Here is a 16,856-nt window from a genome sequence, read left to right as displayed (position 1 = left end):
GATGGGCGACACCTCGAATGGGACCAGACCGTCGATCCCAACTGCTCGGTCCGATCGTGCGGTATACCGCATATCGCGTTGTGGCCGGATCCTCCCTCATCCAATTTCCTGCTGCATGCCATAACAGTCGACTGGGCTCATTGCCTGGCACAAAACGCCCGACCACGTTTCCGGTATTGTCTTGATGGAAAACCAACTATCTCTTCTCGTGAGAGGCCAGTCTGCCGCTGCCTTGACCGCAACAAGCTCATCCTCCCCGGAAGGATCGCCGCGCAGTCTGCGTTCGCCCAAAGCGCCTCTGAACCAGGACTAGCTGGCAGTCCCCGGCGCGCCGCCCTTAGGCTCATCCATACCTATGCTTATCCCTCTCGCGAAGACAACCGGTGAAGAGTCTGGGGGTTCCATTGCCTGGGATAGCGGTTCGGGCGCACCCAAAACGACGTGCGGTATCAGCGTACGGGATTGGAACCGCGATGCAATCCCGAACCAGATCATTAGTGTTGCCGCATAGGAGACATAAGCATCAACGGCATAGTGCCAGCCCAGGTGTATCGAGCCCAAAAATATCAGAACAAAATGGATCTTGAGTAGCCATTGTAAGGTGGGGTGAAAGCTTCTTGAGGCCAGGACCATCAAGAGCGCCGTGGCGTTGTGAAGGCTAGGCATGGCAGAAATGCCCATCTCGGTGCCTGAACCTGCGTGCCCCTTCCAAAGCAGGTCTTGGACGCCAAGAGCAAAGATCGGCGCGCTCTGGTCAGCAGCCTTGAGATAGGACATCAGACCGGCATACGGGTTGTCCCCAAGCCCGAGGTTGCCGAAAAAACACGGACCGGCTGATGCGAACGCGGTCGCCAAGACGCTACCGAGAAGGATCCACAGCAAAGCAAAAGCGATGAGAAACTGAGCACGTTGGGGCCGCTCGCTGAATGCAAAGGTCATCCAAAAGGTCCACATCACCATGAACCAAATACTGTAATTCATGCTGAGCAGGAATGTCACCGGCCAATAGCCCAAGACCGGCTGAAGCCACTGCCATGGGAGCCAACCAAAGTGAAGTGTTCGATCAAGATCGCTCAGCGTCCGGTCCCAGGAGAACGCAGGCAGGCGAGTTTTCCACGGCCAGAATACGCTTACAAGGATCACTTGTGCGAGGGCAACAGGAAGATAGGACGTAGCCGTTGCGAATGATACGCCGCGGATGTCGCGGATGATCGCGGTAATCGGCCGATCCACGCGATTGACCAGAACATGGTAGCCGCCCCTAACGCCTGCAGCGAATAGGGCAGTTATCGCGGCTAGGCCCATCAAGGAAGCGAAGAAATACCCGATCCAGGTGCTAACCGTCATTTCAAGGACAACAATTGCTAGAAGTAAGTAAGCAATCGACAACAATACAACCGCAGCATCTCGGCGCGCACCTGCAATCAACGCGCTGACAAATGCCTGAGGACTAAACATAGTCAGATCTCCCTGACTGCTTCAGCCGGCTCAAGCCGTCGGGACAGGGACCAGTCAGTCAGATACGCAGACGCTTTCCAAAACAGGAGCGCTATGGCGCCCCCAATGATTCCGTCGGTCGCATAGTGCCAGCCGAGCTGGATGGAACCGATGTAGATCGTGACAGCATAGGCCAAACCAATCTTGCGACACACGCCACCTCGCTGCCAGGTCACGCACGCGATGATCACGGCAACCGCGACATGGAGGCTGGGCATTGCTGAAATACCGGAGATCGCCCCACCACCGCCCGTGTAGGACTCCCAAAGAATATCTTGCGCGATCAGCGCCCACACCATCCCGGTGTCGGCGTCGACGTTCCTGAGCAGTGCCATCAAGGGCGCGTATGTATCGTCACCGTAAAGAAGTTCCACAAAGCAAGGCCCGGACGACGATAACAGGAGTGCCAAGATGTTGCCGCCTACGAACCAGGTCAGCAGGGTCGTCAAGATGTACCGCAACCGCAGCTCATGATTACCGATCCACGGAACCACGATCATCGATAAGGTAAAAATTACCATCCAAAGATTGTAGACGAAATTCAAGGCAATAAGTGCATATGCATTCCCGAACACCGTGCTGGTCAGGACATATGGATCCACGCCACCGAACAACGCCCGATCCAGCCAGATCAGGCCCTCGTCCCACGAGAATGGAACGATCGCCGGAATCGTCGACTTGACGGTGCTGAACACAACGATCATCGCGAAAAAGATTGCGGTCGAATGCGTTGCGTGCGCCAGTCTATCGTTCCCGAGCAGAACTTTTTCCATGTGCGCTTTCAGCGCCGCCGTTGGGTGCTCTTCCCTTCTTGCGATCATTTTGAGCACCGTCCACAGCATGTAGAGCGATGCGATGCTTGTAATCGCCGAAAAGGACCAGTCCGCATAGAGCGATGCTGTTTGATAGTGCGGCTCAACACCAAGATACCAAACTAGGCTCGCCATAGCCGCAACGTGCGCCAACAAGATCGTATAGGCCAGCCGATAGTCAGCGGCAGTCCTGCGGAACGAGGAAAGAAGCATCGCCATCGAGCCTAACCGTTACGGATTTCCCCTCCCCGCCATTCAATCGCAGTTTCTAATATTTAGTCAACCGCCGATTGCTGTGGTCAAGGCTCAGAACCTTCCACCGACGCCCTCACGTAGACCGGTTGCCGCGCGTATATTCCGAGTGCTGATAAGACGATACGACTGGGATATGCAACCTTCGCCCCCAAGGCGCCGCAGGGCGCTCTCCCTGTCGAGACGATCTTGCGAACCTCAATCGCGCTCGAGACTCGACTGATCCATCCGCATTTGCCGCAGCATGTTCCGACCGGCAATCAGCATCTCAAACAGGAATGCCACAAGCGAGCCAATGAGCGAGAGGATCGCACCCCCAAAGAACCAGAACAGATTTTCTTCGCGGAATCCAAATTCGAGCGCACCTGCAAGCAGGTTCAGGATCGCACAGCCGGTGCAGATCGCGGCCAAGGTTCCCAAGACGACTGCGATCTCAAGAGCAAGCGTTCGCCGGCGCAGATAGTCTAGTTGTATGCGCCGTGCTTCACCCTCCCCGTCTTTCTCCCCCACCTCGTTTACCCGATCCGAGACCCGGCCGAGGCGGGTCGCATAGACGCTGACAAATCCAGCCGTGCCGGCAAGAAGAAAAACAGGCGCCAGAGACGTCTGGATGATCGAGGCAAAATCGTTGATGACTGATGGTGAATCCATGCGTGCTCTTAATAACTTTCGCGCAAGTATCCCGACTTGACGTCGGGCAACAGCTAATCAACCCACAGCAGCTGTAAAAATAGACAATTTTCCGGCCGGCAGATCAGATGACACTCCGCGATCCCTTGCGAAGTACCGCCTGCTTGCTTGCGCCGCACCGGATCAATGCGCCAGCGAGATTCTCAATGCTGAATGGGAAATCCGCGAACTCTCTTTAAAGGGGGACCATCCTCAACAGGCTCGCCATTTCATTTGGCGCAATGACGAGCGGAGCGGATGCTCTTGATGATCGCCACGTGAGCGCTGAGGCATGCCAGCAGTGTCAGGACGAATAGGGCGAGCGCAGCCGATGAACCGTCGACGAGTGACCAACCCACCGGCGGAAGTTGCGAAAACGAAATACTGGCGAGGCCCGCGCTGTTTTGTGAAATCTGGAGCACAGCGAGCCCGGAAGCTAAGAGCGCCACGTGCGCATGAATGAAGCGCAAGCGCAAGTATCGTTTCGGCCGAACCGCCAGATAACCGCCAGCCGCAGCGGCGACAATCAGCAGCACGGTCGCGCCCCAGAAGACCATATCGGAAGCGGTCACGAGCGTGAGTATGAGCATGCGCGTCATCGGCAGCATAGTTGTGTACACGGCCCACGCGAATGGGCTGGACGGACTACTGCGCAGCAGCATGACGCTGAAAAGGGAGATGGCCGCCGCCATGAAGGCTCCGCAGGGCCCAAGGCGAATGACGGTCAAAACTAAAACGCGCATGGTCTATTCCTTCAGCCCCCGGCCCCATCTAAGTCGTATCAGACGACAATATAAGATGATGCTTAATCGAGGCTTACGCCATTCGCCGATTGAGTCGGAACATCTTGCTGCTGACGGTGCCCTTCCTCGCCGGTGTCTCTCAGTTCCACCGCTCGAATATCCAGGCGGCAAGCGGATTTTCAGGGGGCGATGCCGCCAGTCGGCCAGCATGTGTCTCTTTATTGCGACTCCCAATTTCAATTCTATCTTTATTAGGTATTTTTTTGGAAGATTTCCGGTGAGCTCATTTCTAGGCGAAGCTAGGATGCCCGCAATTGGGGGAATGTAATGGAAATGTCTCGGAGTCAAATAGGCCGCGCTACGCTGCTCGCAGGAGTGCTGTTGCTGGCCGGGTGCCAATCGGATGCACTCGACGATGTCGCCGCCTACGGCGATAGCGCGAAAACTCTCAACGATGATTCGGCGGTTGCCTTCTACAAGGACGACGAGCTGGTGACCACGGGCAAGCTCCAGTTCCAGGAGAAGAACTACGGAAAGTCCTACGCGATCTACAAGCGGGCAGTTGAGGTCTTTCCGCGAGACCCTGCGGCATGGCTGGGCTTTGCGGCCTCGTCCGACATGATTGGTCGATTTGATACGTCGGATCGTGCCTATATGCAGTTGTCGAAGATGATCGGTGGCACAGCCGTCTACTACAACAATATTGGCTATTCCCACCTGCTGCGCGGTGATCTGCCCGGAGCCCGCGCCTACTTCCTGAAAGCATACGAGATCGATCCCTCGAATGAGACGACGGCGAGGAATATCGAGTTGATGAAGAACAGCGTCAAATACGCGCAGCGGTAGCTGGCTTTCGCCGTTCGCTCAGGTCCGTCGGCGCCAGGGCGTGAGCGCACTTACGTCAGTTTCTACTGAGAACGAACGCGCCGGCAATACTTCTGCGAGTGAAGGACGCTGAGCTATTGAGACAAATGCTGCTTCTTCGACGGCTCACCGAAGAAGCTACAGGTGAGACCCACGTCGAGGCTGCTCAATCTAGCGCACCTTTCTTAGAACGAGCTTGCCATCCGCCGAGACAGTTCGCTCGTAGCGCGGCAAGTTCGCGATGGAGCCGCCCTGGGGATCGGCGGCGGCCAGGACATCGTCAACAGCGGATTGCGGAGCGGAAACCGAATAGGATGACGGTGACAGGCGCTGAGTCACTTCTTTCCCGGGTGCGCTGATGATCATGCTGCCGCTGGATGCGAACATGCTCGGGGTTACGCGGCCATCGAGGTCGGCGACGTCCTTCTGCAACTCCTCAACGGATTTGCGAACGGCTGCCATATCATCGGCCTTGGCCCCGCTGGCGATGTTCACGGCCTGTTTGCTGATCTGCTGCTTCAGGCCTTCGATCGAGCGTTTGAGAGCAGAAAGGGTTTCTCGGCTTTCGCGCACGTCCGCGGCATTCTTTGCCGTGTAAAGCAAGATGCCGGTGTTGAGCGGCAGCAACATGAGCCCCAGCGCGATGATCGGCATGCTTCTCGAACGGCTTGGCTCCTTCGCGCCATGCTCCCTGCGCCGCAACTCGACGTCAGGCTCGATTTCGACACCGACATTCGAAATATGCGTCATCGATTTCCTCCGTCAGCAAACTGGGCCGCGGCCCTGACTTTACCTATCCCCTAGACCCCGCGCGATCCCGCTGGACCGCAGTCACTTTAGATGCTTTGCGCATTTTCGCCGATGGCCGGCCTGCACGAGTATTTCAGATATTCCGTAACAAGGCGGTGCCCCCTGCCGGTAACGGCTCAGTCTCCCGCCTCAATCCAATGTGAACACCCCTCCCCAAGCCCGCTCAAGCATCTCCAGCGACGCGACCTTCGGCAGTTCGTTAAACTCGCAATAAGAGGAGATAAAATCCAGCAGGTATTTAGGATGGTAACAGGACGCCAGCGTATCCCCTCGGTACTTCCGTTCATAGAAAACGTGCAAATCATCACGCGCCAAGTCTATCGCGACCGAGCGGGCATAGGACTCGAAGATGCGAACATATTCATCCCGCGATGGGTTATTCACATATATCTTATATTTGAGGCGTCGCAGGCCGGCTTCGTCGGAAAGCTCCCGGGGTGGAATGTTGGTCGAAAAGACGACGAGCTCGTCGAAGGGCACCTTGAACTTCTTGCCGGTATGCAATGTTAGAAAGTCGTAGCCACGCTCGAGCGGCACGATCCAGCGATTGATGAGCGCTTGCGGCCGGTCCTGCTGGCGCCCGAAATCATCGATGATGAAGACCCCACCCGAGGCCTTCAGGTGCACCGGCGCCTCGTAGACGTTGGATCCCGGGTTGTGGGTCAGGTCAAGCAACTCGAGCGTGAGCTCGCCACCGGTCTTGATGACCGGCCGCCGGCATTCCACCCACCGCTGATCGGCCTTCGGATGCGGTCTAGCCGTGGGCTCCCGCACGGCCTGATGCGTCGCCTCGTCATAGAAACTGATGACGTAGCCACCGACCTCGATAGCGTAGGGCACCCAGATCGTCTGGATGAAAAGTTCGGAGGTCCGCTCGGCAATGCTCGTCTTACCGTTGCCGGGCGGACCGTAGAAAAGGATGGAACGGCCCGAATTGACCGCCGGTCCCAGCTTCTCGACCAATGCCGGCGACAACACCAGCCCGTCCAGGCTCCGGACAAGCCGCTCGGAAGTGACGCGTTCGTGATGGATCGACTGTACGCCGATCTGGCGACAGAAAGCGTCGAGTGACACGGGAGCCGGACCGATATACTCGGACTGTCGCTGGGCCGCCTGCGCATATTCCAAGCCCTTTGCCGAAAGAGCATAGCGGATGTCGGACTTAACGTCGTCCCCCGCCAATCCCCGCGCTTCAAGACAGGACAGCTTCACCAATTCCTTGATGAGAAGATTGGTCAGCACCTTCGAAAGCTTCATCCGGTCGGAAAGATGCGAAGCCGTAATTGTGTCCTGCTCGGTTGCGCATTTCGCGGCAAGCCGCAGCAGGAAGGACAATTCCAGTCCGGACTCTTCGACGCTCAACGGCACCACCGGCATTCGTGGGTCGAGCGCGAGTGCAAAGTCTTCACGGTCCTGGCTGGGCGAATATTGCATGGAGCCTCACTCCTACCTACCCACCGGCGCGGAGCCCGGAGAGAAGATTGATGACGCGAATGACGATGGGGACGAGCACGATGATGAGACTGACGGGAAAGAGGAAGGCGCCGAGCGGCAACAGCATCTTGATCGGTAGCGCATTGGCCTTCTCCTCGGCCCGCACGATCCGTAGATCACGCATTTCCTTGCTGTAGACACGCAACGTCTGGGTAACGCTCGTTCCAAGCTCTTCCGATTGGCGGAAGAGCACGGCGAGCGCGCGGGCTTCGTCAATCCGCAAACGCGTCGCGAGATTCGCCAGAGCTTCGCGCAAGCGTCGGCCGCCGCGGACCTCCAGCATCATGATTGAAAGGTGCAGACCAAAATCCTGCCGCTTCTGGACGAACTCCCGGGCGACGCGGTTCGCTGCCGCCTCCAGGCTCATGCCTGCGTCCAGGCACACGATCAGCATGTCCATGAAGTCGGGGAACAGCCGCCGGTATTCCCGCTCCTTGGCGTCACCGCGCCGGTCGATGTAGATGTTCACCAGCACGAAGGTGGCGCCGGTCGCGATCATCGCGACCAGCAGAATTGCCGGCCTGGACATCTGTGGGAAGAAGCGGTCCATGGACCAGGCCGCAGCGACCATGACCCCGCCGCAAACAACCGCGCGCACGACCTGAAACACGGTGACGGCGTTTGCGCCGAAATATCCGGCCCGGATCAGCCGGTTCTGGGTGGAGTTGGCATTCTGATCCCGCCGCGTGATTTCGAAATAGCGGCGGATCAGTCGGTTCTCCGCCTCGCCGAGATCGACAAGCGTACCGTCGCCGAGTTGAAGATCGTCGGCGCTTGGTTTTGCGGTCGTCTCCGACAACCGGACGCCAACCTCGCGTCTGCGAAACATCAGTTCCGACGTAACGGCTGAAAAAATCAGAACCGCGAAAAAGACGACGATGTAGATTCCGTACTCGCCCATGGCGACCTCAGTATTCGAAGTTGATCATCTTGTAGAGAATGATATTGCCGACTGCCATGATGGAGATGAGCACGATGACAATGGTCGTGCCATGACCGCTCGACCAGACCGTGTCAAAGTAAGTTGGCGCAAGCGCCTTGATCATTGCATAGAGAAGAAACGGATAGACCGACATGAAAATCGCGGTGATACGCCCTTCCGACGAAATCGCTTTGACCTTGGCTTTCAGCATCGTGCGATCACGCAGGGTCTTCGAGAGATTGTGAAGGATTTCGACGAGATTCCCACCCGTGCCCGCCTGCACGCTCAAGGCAATTGCCAGCAGGTTCAGGTCTTCCGCCCCGACTCGGTGACTGAGGTTGACGAGGGCATCGTCCAAGGTGGTGCCATAAGTCAACTCATCCGAGAGCAGACCAAATTCCGTTCCGACCGGATCAGGCATTTCGCGCGCTACAAGGGAAATAGCGGCCGGCAGCGGATGACCTGCAGATAGACTGCGATTGGCAACGTCGAGTGCCTCCGGAAGCTTGAGGGTAAACTTGCGAATCCGATTGGCCCGAATGCGCCAGACGGCGATGATGGGGACGAGCAGGCAGGTTAGCACGAAGACGGGAATCCGGACCAGGATACTCGGAATGAGGAATTGAGCGGCCAACCAGACCAGTACCACGCCGACGATTCCGTAGAGCGCAAAACGCTGCGCGTCGAACTTGATACCGGACTGAGCATAGAATTGCCGGGCGCGCTGAACCAGCGGCATGGATCGCCAATCTTCGTCGGCGCTGCGCTCCTTCAGCATCGCCCGATAAGTCTTGAGGTGATCCTCGCTCGCATCGAGCAGGCTTAGCCGATGATTGACGGCGCGTTGCCGCTCGGACTTCCGGAAGTAGCTGCGCATCAGCGCCTCGACGGAAACCAGCGCGGCGATGAAAACCGCAGCGTAGAGGAGCAGCAAGGTCATGGTTCAATCGCCCCCGTTTGCAATGGTTTTCCCGGATCGAAGATCGCCGCGGGGATCACGATCCCGAGCTCCGCGAATTCCTCGACGAAGCGGGGTCGAAGGCCGGTCGCCCGAAATTCGCCGTGGATGCGGCCGTTATCGTCGGTAGCCGTTCGCCTGAACCGCATGATTTCCTGCATCTGCACGACTTCGCCCTCCATGCCGGTGATCTCGGAAATCGACACCACCTTGCGGCTGCCATCGCTCAGGCGCTGGACCTGAACAATGATGGTGATCGCCGAGGCGATCTGCGAGCGGATGCTGAGCTGCGACATGGGCATGCCCGCCATACCGACCATCTGCTCGAGGCGGCCGACGGCGTCGCGCGGCGTGTTGGCGTGAATGGTCGTCATCGAGCCTTCGTGGCCGGTGTTCATCGCCTGCAGCATGTCGAAGGCCTCTTCGCCGCGCACTTCGCCGACGATGATGCGATCGGGCCGCATGCGCAGGGCATTCTTGAGGAGTTCGCGCTGGCGCACTTCGTTGCGGCCATCGAGCGTCGGCGGCCTCGTTTCCAGCCGTCCGACATGCGGCTGCTGCAGCTGCAATTCGGCCGCGTCTTCGATGGTGATCAGGCGCTCCTTGGCCGAGATCTGCGACGACAGGGCGTTGAGCAGAGTCGTCTTACCCGAGCCGGTGCCGCCGGAGACGACCATCGACACCCGGCCCTTGACAGCGGCGCTCAGCAGAATCCGCATGGCGTTCGCCATGGCGCCATTCTCGACCAGGCGCTCCAGCGTCAGCGGCTTGCGCGTGAACTTGCGGATCGAGACGAGCGGCCCGTCGACCGAGATTGGTCTGATGGCGACGTTGACACGTGATCCATCCTTCAACCGCGCATCGACCAGCGGCGTCGATTCATCGACACGTCGTCCGACCGCGGAGACGATCTTGTTGATCACCCGCAGCAGGTGATCTTCGTCCTTGAAACGCACTGCCGTGCTTTCGAGCTTGCCACGCCTTTCGACATAAACGCTGTTGTAACCGTTGATCAGGATATCGGCGATCGAGTCATCGGCAAGCAAGGGCTCAATCGGCCCGAGCCCGAGCATCTCATCGGTGATATCGCGGATCAGGTCGTTGATTTCCTTGGCATTAAGCGGGAAATTGTTGCGCCGGATGTAGTCCTTGACGAGCGGCCTGATCTCGGTGGCGATTTCCTCGTCGTCCATCGTGTCGAGAATGCCGAGGTTGATGCGATCGAGAAGATGGCGGTGCAGATTGACGCGCTCCGCAACCATGTCGAGCCCCAGAGACTCCTCCAGCCTGGCGCTTGCAGCGGCGCCGGCAGCCTCGGGATCGGGCACGACGGCAGCTTCGGCAACCGGCATCTGAGAGGGTTCAGCGGCTTCCTTCAGCTCCTCATCCCGCTGCTTGTAGAAACGTCCAATGAACCCAGTTGCCATTGCTTCCTACCTTCTTCGACTATTTGACGATCACCGTTGCTCCGACCGTCACCCGCTCGTAGAGATCGATGATGTCGGCATTGCTCATGCGGAAACAGCCTGAGGACGCGAACTGCCCGACCGTGGACTGCTCGTTCGTTCCGTGAATGCGATAAAGCGTGTCGGAGCTCCCCCGGTAGAGATAGATGCCGCGGGCGCCCAATGGGTTGAACGGACCAGGAGGCACAAGCGCAGGCAGTTCCGGTGCGCGCGCCTTCATCTCGGCCGGCGGCCGCCAATCGGGCCATTCGGCTTTTCGCCCCACTTTCACCACGCCGCTCCAACGGAAACCATCGCGGCCGACGCCGATCCGATAGCGGATCGCGCGGTTGCCTGAAATGACCAGATCGAGCGTCCGCTCCTGACTGCCGACCACGATCGTGCCAGTCGGATATTTGTTGTCGATCGTTACTATCGTGCTCGTTTTCGGCCCGAGACTGCGCGGCACCGTCCCGCCCGCCAATGCTCCGGTCACAGCCCCCGTGAGCGCCAGCGCACTCAAGAGCAACACGGCCCGCGTCGACCGGTCGCGACCGAAGCCGGCGCTGTTTGGGTCCACCGATCGACTGCTGCCGTGGAGGAGTTCCCTCATCTGACGAGAGCTCCGAGCTTGCCGACGGCACCGCAAAAGGGCGAGCGCGAATTGACCTCGTTGGGAAGAACGCCGCGGTTCACCGCCTCGCTCAGCGTGTCCCAGTCATAGGGGATGATCTGCGCATGCGTATCCTTGAACACCTTGTCCACTTGCTCGCGACGCACCCCGAGGCTGAAGAGCTTGGTATGATACTTGTTGATGACCACCTGGATCGAGTCGGCACTGCCGCGCTGCCGCACGAGATCGACGAACAGATCCTTGGCCTGATGGAGTGCCGGGATCGTCATTTCGGTGATGATGGAAACACTGTTGACCGAGGCCAGCACATCCCCCTTCCAGGGCGTTTCGTAGTAGGGCACATCGATCACCAGGTGATCGCTCTCGAAGGCGGCAACATCCAGCATGCGCAGCACCAACTCGGTTCCTTTCGCCTCCAACAACACCGATGGTTGCTTGAACGACAGCAGTGTGAAACCACCGGCATGTCGCTTGCGCACGAGATCGATAAATTCGAGATCGACACGCGCCGGATTGGCGATGACGGTCTTCAGATCGTAGTCGTTGAGAAGGTTGAGGTAGTATCCGAGCGATCCGGACGAGAAATCCAGATCGAACAGACCGACACGCGGCGTGACGCCTTTCGTCGGCTGCGCCAACAGATGGGCAAGCGACGAGGAGATGACACTCGCCCCGGCACCGCCGACGGCAGCAACGACGGCATGAACCCGGCTCTCGTTGCCGCCGACGCCTGGCGCATGAGTCGAGATCATCTCGATCAGTGCACGGCGCTCGAGCGGCTTCTTCAGCCAGTCGTCACCGTTCAGCCGAAACAGCGGCCGCATCAATTCATCCGACAGAAGCTCGGAAACGATCACCATCGGAATATTGCGATGACTGGCACGAAACGCGAAAATCTCCGGGCGGCAGAGCATGTCGCCAGAATCGACGTCGAGCACGATCAGATTGAACTGTGTCGGATCGACTCGTCCCGCCTCGCCAAGCGCGCTCAGCGCCATGTGGCGCGCTTCGTAACGCGACAACGACCCGAACGTATCGAGCATGAGGCTCGCCGCCGCCGCATCGTCGGAAAGGACGAGAATCTTGGTAGTCGTTGCAAAATTCATATGTGCGGTCATCTCGCACCCCCACGCAATATTGAAGGGCTCAGCAGCTTGAACATGTCTCGAGATCTTCCGTCGTCAGCGTGACCGGATGGGCGGGAACTTCGATCTGATCCAATCCAAGCAGATGGCCAAGAAGTGGCAGGTCGAATGTGACGCCGCGCACCTCCAGCCGCATGGTCAGCACCGGTCCGTTCGGCCGTCCCCAGTAACCGAGCCCCGAACGCTGATAGGTCACCACCAGGTTTTGCGGCTGGATGCGCCAGTTGATGTCACAGATTCCCGGATTCGGATCCCCCGCCACCCCACAGACGCCGTCGTTTCCCATGACAATCCGGGTCAATGTGTCGCTGCAATTGGCAAGGTTTGGGCCGCAAGTGGATGATATCGTCGCATCGTTCGGGGTCGCGTCACCGTTGTTCAGCGGATTGGCGGCGTCGGTTGGGAAAACATCGGCAAAGTCACTGGTCAGAGGATCGGAGACTGCGGCAAGGCGGGCTCCAAATTGCAGGGCCTTCACCGTCTGGTTCCATTGCGACATGGCGTAACCGAACTCGACAAAGGCCGAAATCGCCAGAAGTACGAGCGGCAGCGTTATCAGACCTTCGGTGAGTGTCACACCGTGCTCATCCTGCCAGAATGAAACGGGCAATCGTCGCTTTACCATCCCATATACCTCTCTTCGTGAGAGGACCTGATGGTGATTTGATCGATACCGAGCCAGGAAAAGACGGGCGAACTCTGATAGACATGCGAGGTCTGCACCGTGATCGTGCCATCAGCATTAACGGGAACGATCGTGATGTCGGCAGGATCAGGGCCCCATCCGCGGACGCGCAAGGCAGCGTTCGCGGCGGGGCTCTGCGTCCCGTAGAACGCGATCATCTTTGCGGTTACCGCATTGCATGTCGGGTCATAGGTCCCAGAATCGGGCCGGCACCTCGATAGATAGCGGCCCGCATCTCTCAGGCCGGCGTCAATCTGCATTCGTTCCCAGAAAATGTTGCCGAATTCGAGAACACCGGCGGCGAATAGCGTGATGAAAGGCACGGCAACCAGCGCTTCGGTCAGCACGGCGCCGTCATCTCTCGACCAGAAGCCGCGAGCGGAAATGAATTTTCGGAGCGCGATCATCATCGAACCAGCTCCGCTTCTTCGCGCAGGAATTCGTCGAGAGTCCCGCGCCCGCCCTTGCCGGTGATGTCGATCATCTCCAGAGAAAGATACCGTTCGGTGCCGTCCTTGATCGCCGGCTTGGTCAGGAACATACGTGCGAAGGCAACCGCCTGGGTGGCCTTGTGGCCATTTAGATGGCCGACCGACGCCTCATAGCCGCAATTGACGATTGCGGAAAAGATCTCGCGGCGATCGCCATATTCGTCCGAATTATAGTCCGACAGTGCCGGCCCCGAATAACACTGGCCACCCGATTGCGGCGTACCTTTTTCTCCGTTCGCCGAGGCATGGCTGATCAGCGACGGGTTGCTGAGTTCGTAGCGATAGACGTCGTAGGCAGAGGGCTGGCTCGGCGCCGAGGCGCCATTACCAGGATAGCTCGAGTGGTTGCTGAGGATCGCGGTGACGGAAGGCGCCGTGCCACCCTGCGCGACATTCCAATAGGTGGCGTAGTTCCAATTGTTGCCACTGCTGATCTTGCCCCCGCCCATCGAGGTCATCGTCGCGCCGTAACCAAGCGGCACGGCCTTGGTGACATCTCCAACCGCGCTTCCGACCATAACCGGGTTATAGTCGCCGCAGATCTTGCTCGCACCACCCGTCTGATTCTGTGCTGAACGCACATTGTCGGACGGGCGGTAGCGACCGTCGTTGCTTACACTCTTGAAAGATCCGGAATACAAACCGAAGCGGGTATTCACGCCGGCTTCCACCGGTCCCGCCTTTGCGCCGGTTTCGGTATCGAGGCTGTCCCTCGTGTAGCAAGTGCCCGGATTGCCGGTCGCAAGAGCGTCCGCCAGCACGGATGCGCCATTTCCAAGCGGGGTGCGAAGGAAGCCGAAATTGCCAGGCCCCGGACTGGCCGAAGACGTGCTGTGGAGCTCGATCTGGGCACCATAGAGGTCACCGGCCGCAAATTTGTCGTGCAACGCCTCCGCCGCCTGCTCGCTTGCGGCCGCACTGGTGTTGCCGGCAGGCTCGTAAGGGTTGCAGATGAAGATCGGTGTCACGTCACAGGCGCTGACCCGGTAGGCTGCGACCGCGTCAGCAGATACATTAATGGTATCGCGATTGAGACCAACAGGCACCGGGAAGATGGTCTGCATCGCCTGGTCCTTGGCCCTTACCCAGGCATAGCCGGCCTCGTTCGGATCCGTTGTGACCATCGCCTCGGTAATCGGATCGTCGTCGTCTCCCGCGAAAGTGCCGTCACCAGGAATGCCTTTCAGAAATTTGACCGTCACCGTACTGGCTGCATCGTTCCCCGCATCGTAGGAGACGGTGATGTACGAGCCCATCGACATCCCGGTGCCGCCGTCACCGAAGGCTGCGGTGTTGGCAAGCTTTTCGATCGCTGCCTCGGCACGAGTGATCGCGTCGTCCCGGCCGTCGAGTTCACGCGCTCCTGTCAGCGCCATGGCATCGACGGCGTTCTGGAGGTCGGTATGCAGATTGGCGCTGCGGCCGACATCAATGACGAAAAGAGAGACGCCGAGCAGCAGTGGCATGGCAATGAGCGTCAACGCGATGACGTAGCCTCGACGATCGCTCCAGAAGCGTTTGATAGCCCTGTTCAACATTGGCATGCCCCTTTGATCGCGGCGGCTTACCGTCGTGACGCGTTGTTTCTATTGCATTCCTTTCAGGGGCCCTCGCCGCCTACCTGCTGCCAAGATCACTTTCACTTTCCAGCGCTGCTATTGCCGTTCATCCCCATGGGCGGCGTCGCGGTCGGCAGGATCACTGCGGCCGGCATCGCTGCACTTGCACTCGGGCCGGCTCCGTTATAGCCCCGCATGACCTTGTTGATCGTCTTGCCGTCCGTGGCGATATGCGTGTTCTGCGCCACCCGCGGGAAGGGATCCTGCGTATGGATCCCTTTATTGGCCTCAACGGCATTGCCGAGCCCGAATGTGATACTGTCACGGTGGTTCAAATAGTCGGCACAGCCGGAAATGAGGCTCGTTGCGGCAAGAGCCAAGAGGACGTGCTTACTTCTTCGCAACTGCAAGTGCGCCTCCCGTGTCGAGGTCGAGCCTGTGGCCATAGGGCCCGGTGATGCCTTCGCCATTGCGGAAACGACGGAGCATGTCCTTGTCCACTTCCATGACGCCGAGTGCAAAAAGCTCGACATCATTGGATGAACGCGTCTGGTCCAGCGGACTATAGAGCGCCTCGCCGGGTGCCGCTGGCCGCACGATGTGCGGGGTCACGACAATGACAAGATCGGATTCGCGCTTCAGAAAGCTGGTTGAACGGAAGAGTGCACCGATCACCGGAAGCTGGCCCAGACCCGGGAGCTGCTGGATATCCTTGGAGTTGATCGATTGCAGCAACCCGGCCATGGCGAAGCTCTGGCCATCGCGCAATGCCACGGTCGTCTTGGCCGCACGCGAAATGAACCCCGGATTGCCGTTCACGTTGATAGATGTATCGATTTCAGAGACTTCCGGCTCAACCCTCAAGCTGATCAGCCCGCCATCGAGGACGACAGGGGTAAAAGTCAATCGCACACCGAAGGGGCGGTAGTCGGTTTGCGTCGCAAGCGTCGCGCCATTGGCCACGGTCGTCTGGATCGGCACTTCGCCGCCTGCGTGAAAACTCGCGGTCTCGCCGCTCATGGCAATCAGGTTCGGCTGAGCGAGGCGACGCACCAGACCCTTTTGTTCGAGAGCATTGATGACCACGTCAATCTGGCCGCCGGAGATCTCGAGGACCTTGGCAATCAGCTGGCCGAAGGGTTGCATGCCAGTTGCCGCGCCCGCCGCATCTTCGAGGGTTCGAACCAGCGCGCCATCCTTCACCGCGATGCCCTGGCTGGTCGTCGCCTTGCCGATGCCATTCTTGCCCTGCCCTGACCAACCAATACCGAGGTCACGCCCGGTTTGACGGGAGGCCTCTATCACCCGAACTTCCAGCATAACCTGCTGAGAGTCGTTGACGCGCAACTGGTTGAGGACGGGCTGATCCGAATAGGACTGGGCGATTTCAAGCACTCGCTGCAACTCGGTGGCGTCGCGAACCATGCCCGTCAGGCGGATACGATCATTCGAGTTGATCACCCGAACCTGTGACCCCGGCGAGGCGGAGCGGATCGCCGATGCAACCTCGCTGAAATCACTGGCGACGCGGATGTCGATGACGCCAAGAAGCTTCTTGTCGTCACCATAGACAGAGATGTTGGTTGCCCCGGTCTTCTTGCCGCGGATAAAAAGCGACTTGTCGGAAAGTGGCACCACATCGATGAGGTCCGCGCTACCAATCACGAGGTCTCCGAAAGGCTTGCCCGTCGCAATCGTGATCGTGTCGTTCGGTGGCAGCACGACCTGCTGAACCGACCCGCCGAGATTGATGAACTTCTCCTGCGCGTCCGCCGGCCCGACTAGGCCAGGTTCCCAAAGAGCGCAGGCCGAAAAAATCGCGGCCGTCGCCAGGAGGGCTCTGCATCTCGCAGCATGTCTTATGCTTCCCCTCATA

17 protein-coding genes are annotated in these 16,856 nt (G+C 58.8%); 1 reads left to right on the top strand and 16 read right to left on the bottom strand.

Annotation, left to right across the window (positions count from 1 at the left end):
* Window positions 1-309: 309 nt before the first annotated feature.
* The 4 genes from AC1Z3V_RS12730 to AC1Z3V_RS12715 form a co-directional block, all read right to left on the bottom strand.
* On the bottom strand, window positions 310-1,458 hold the full coding sequence (locus AC1Z3V_RS12730) for a phosphatase PAP2 family protein (protein WP_483499349.1): 1,149 nt from the start codon (window positions 1,456-1,458) through the stop codon (window positions 310-312).
* A 2-nt stretch (window positions 1,459-1,460) separates the two neighbouring features.
* Window positions 1,461-2,528 carry a phosphatase PAP2 family protein gene (locus AC1Z3V_RS12725; RefSeq protein ID WP_483499347.1) on the bottom strand — a complete coding sequence of 356 codons (1,068 nt, stop codon included), beginning with the start codon at window positions 2,526-2,528 and terminating at the stop codon, window positions 1,461-1,463.
* A gap of 231 nt (window positions 2,529-2,759) precedes the next feature.
* Window positions 2,760-3,212 (bottom strand): DUF2721 domain-containing protein, encoded by a 453-nt coding sequence (locus tag AC1Z3V_RS12720; RefSeq protein WP_483499345.1) that lies wholly within the window; start codon window positions 3,210-3,212, stop codon window positions 2,760-2,762.
* Between the two features lie 248 nt (window positions 3,213-3,460).
* Window positions 3,461-3,922 carry a hypothetical protein gene (locus tag AC1Z3V_RS12715; protein WP_483499343.1) on the bottom strand — a complete coding sequence of 154 codons (462 nt, stop codon included), beginning with the start codon at window positions 3,920-3,922 and terminating at the stop codon, window positions 3,461-3,463.
* Window positions 3,923-4,300: 378 nt separating this feature from the next.
* Here AC1Z3V_RS12715 and AC1Z3V_RS12710 point away from each other — a divergent pair, with 378 nt between their 5' ends.
* Window positions 4,301-4,819: a tetratricopeptide repeat protein gene (locus AC1Z3V_RS12710; RefSeq protein WP_483499341.1), complete on the top strand. Its 519-nt coding sequence runs from the start codon at window positions 4,301-4,303 to the stop codon at window positions 4,817-4,819.
* A 189-nt stretch (window positions 4,820-5,008) separates the two neighbouring features.
* On the opposite strand, the gene AC1Z3V_RS12705 is transcribed toward AC1Z3V_RS12710, so the two are convergent.
* The 12 genes from AC1Z3V_RS12705 to AC1Z3V_RS12650 all read right to left on the bottom strand — a co-directional run bounded on the left by AC1Z3V_RS12705 (window position 5,009) and on the right by AC1Z3V_RS12650 (window position 16,855).
* A complete protein-coding gene (locus AC1Z3V_RS12705) occupies window positions 5,009-5,491 on the bottom strand; it encodes a hypothetical protein (protein ID WP_483499339.1) in 483 nt (160 codons plus the stop codon).
* Window positions 5,492-5,776: 285 nt separating this feature from the next.
* Window positions 5,777-7,081 (bottom strand): ATP-binding protein, encoded by a 1,305-nt coding sequence (locus AC1Z3V_RS12700; RefSeq protein ID WP_483499337.1) that lies wholly within the window; start codon window positions 7,079-7,081, stop codon window positions 5,777-5,779.
* Between the two features lie 16 nt (window positions 7,082-7,097).
* Window positions 7,098-8,042: a type II secretion system F family protein gene (locus tag AC1Z3V_RS12695; protein ID WP_483499335.1), complete on the bottom strand. Its 945-nt coding sequence runs from the start codon at window positions 8,040-8,042 to the stop codon at window positions 7,098-7,100.
* 7 nt (window positions 8,043-8,049) lie between these two features.
* Entirely contained in the window at window positions 8,050-9,003 is a 954-nt protein-coding gene (locus AC1Z3V_RS12690; RefSeq protein WP_483499333.1) for a type II secretion system F family protein, read from the bottom strand.
* Window positions 9,000-10,448 (bottom strand): TadA family conjugal transfer-associated ATPase, encoded by a 1,449-nt coding sequence (locus AC1Z3V_RS12685; protein WP_483499331.1) that lies wholly within the window; start codon window positions 10,446-10,448, stop codon window positions 9,000-9,002. Before AC1Z3V_RS12685 ends, AC1Z3V_RS12690 begins: the two co-directional genes overlap by 4 nt.
* Before the next feature lie 19 nt (window positions 10,449-10,467).
* Window positions 10,468-11,079, bottom strand: a complete 612-nt coding sequence (locus AC1Z3V_RS12680) for a L,D-transpeptidase (RefSeq protein ID WP_483499329.1) — start codon at window positions 11,077-11,079, stop codon at window positions 10,468-10,470.
* Window positions 11,076-12,218, bottom strand: coding sequence for a pilus assembly protein (locus AC1Z3V_RS12675; protein WP_483499327.1), 1,143 nt, complete (start codon window positions 12,216-12,218; stop codon window positions 11,076-11,078). Before AC1Z3V_RS12675 ends, AC1Z3V_RS12680 begins: the two co-directional genes overlap by 4 nt.
* A gap of 28 nt (window positions 12,219-12,246) precedes the next feature.
* A complete protein-coding gene (locus AC1Z3V_RS12670) occupies window positions 12,247-12,870 on the bottom strand; it encodes a TadE/TadG family type IV pilus assembly protein (protein WP_483499326.1) in 624 nt (207 codons plus the stop codon).
* Entirely contained in the window at window positions 12,864-13,337 is a 474-nt protein-coding gene (locus tag AC1Z3V_RS12665) for a TadE/TadG family type IV pilus assembly protein (protein WP_483499664.1), read from the bottom strand. Before AC1Z3V_RS12665 ends, AC1Z3V_RS12670 begins: the two co-directional genes overlap by 7 nt.
* Complete coding sequence (locus AC1Z3V_RS12660) at window positions 13,337-14,959, bottom strand: TadE/TadG family type IV pilus assembly protein (protein ID WP_483499325.1); 1,623 nt, start codon at window positions 14,957-14,959, stop codon at window positions 13,337-13,339. Before AC1Z3V_RS12660 ends, AC1Z3V_RS12665 begins: the two co-directional genes overlap by 1 nt.
* A gap of 101 nt (window positions 14,960-15,060) precedes the next feature.
* Window positions 15,061-15,390, bottom strand: coding sequence for a pilus assembly protein (locus AC1Z3V_RS12655; RefSeq protein ID WP_483499323.1), 330 nt, complete (start codon window positions 15,388-15,390; stop codon window positions 15,061-15,063).
* Window positions 15,371-16,855: a type II and III secretion system protein family protein gene (locus tag AC1Z3V_RS12650; RefSeq protein WP_483499663.1), complete on the bottom strand. Its 1,485-nt coding sequence runs from the start codon at window positions 16,853-16,855 to the stop codon at window positions 15,371-15,373. Before AC1Z3V_RS12650 ends, AC1Z3V_RS12655 begins: the two co-directional genes overlap by 20 nt.
* Window position 16,856 lies beyond the last annotated feature (1 nt).

It is taken from the genome of Ensifer sp. 38_S197, assembly GCF_056924495.1.
Note: the sequence above shows the minus strand (reverse complement) of the source record. Positions and strands in the feature narration are given on the sequence as shown.

Excerpts from the sequence above, each read along its gene's own strand:
- AC1Z3V_RS12730 (WP_483499349.1), bottom strand. The coding sequence starts at position 1,458 with ATGTTTAGTCCTCAGGCATTTGTCAGCGCGTTGATTGCAGGTGCGCGC.
- AC1Z3V_RS12725 (WP_483499347.1), bottom strand. The coding sequence starts at position 2,528 with ATGGCGATGCTTCTTTCCTCGTTCCGCAGGACTGCCGCTGACTATCGG.
- AC1Z3V_RS12720 (WP_483499345.1), bottom strand. The coding sequence starts at position 3,212 with ATGGATTCACCATCAGTCATCAACGATTTTGCCTCGATCATCCAGACG.
- AC1Z3V_RS12715 (WP_483499343.1), bottom strand. The coding sequence starts at position 3,922 with ATGGCGGCGGCCATCTCCCTTTTCAGCGTCATGCTGCTGCGCAGTAGT.
- AC1Z3V_RS12710 (WP_483499341.1), top strand. The coding sequence starts at position 4,301 with ATGGAAATGTCTCGGAGTCAAATAGGCCGCGCTACGCTGCTCGCAGGA.
- AC1Z3V_RS12705 (WP_483499339.1), bottom strand. The coding sequence starts at position 5,491 with ATGCCGATCATCGCGCTGGGGCTCATGTTGCTGCCGCTCAACACCGGC.
- AC1Z3V_RS12700 (WP_483499337.1), bottom strand. The coding sequence starts at position 7,081 with ATGCAATATTCGCCCAGCCAGGACCGTGAAGACTTTGCACTCGCGCTC.
- AC1Z3V_RS12695 (WP_483499335.1), bottom strand. The coding sequence starts at position 8,042 with ATGGGCGAGTACGGAATCTACATCGTCGTCTTTTTCGCGGTTCTGATT.
- AC1Z3V_RS12690 (WP_483499333.1), bottom strand. The coding sequence starts at position 9,003 with ATGACCTTGCTGCTCCTCTACGCTGCGGTTTTCATCGCCGCGCTGGTT.
- AC1Z3V_RS12685 (WP_483499331.1), bottom strand. The coding sequence starts at position 10,448 with ATGGCAACTGGGTTCATTGGACGTTTCTACAAGCAGCGGGATGAGGAG.
- AC1Z3V_RS12680 (WP_483499329.1), bottom strand. The coding sequence starts at position 11,079 with ATGAGGGAACTCCTCCACGGCAGCAGTCGATCGGTGGACCCAAACAGC.
- AC1Z3V_RS12675 (WP_483499327.1), bottom strand. The coding sequence starts at position 12,218 with ATGACCGCACATATGAATTTTGCAACGACTACCAAGATTCTCGTCCTT.
- AC1Z3V_RS12670 (WP_483499326.1), bottom strand. The coding sequence starts at position 12,870 with ATGGTAAAGCGACGATTGCCCGTTTCATTCTGGCAGGATGAGCACGGT.
- AC1Z3V_RS12665 (WP_483499664.1), bottom strand. The coding sequence starts at position 13,337 with ATGATCGCGCTCCGAAAATTCATTTCCGCTCGCGGCTTCTGGTCGAGA.
- AC1Z3V_RS12660 (WP_483499325.1), bottom strand. The coding sequence starts at position 14,959 with ATGTTGAACAGGGCTATCAAACGCTTCTGGAGCGATCGTCGAGGCTAC.
- AC1Z3V_RS12650 (WP_483499663.1), bottom strand. The coding sequence starts at position 16,855 with ATGAGGGGAAGCATAAGACATGCTGCGAGATGCAGAGCCCTCCTGGCG.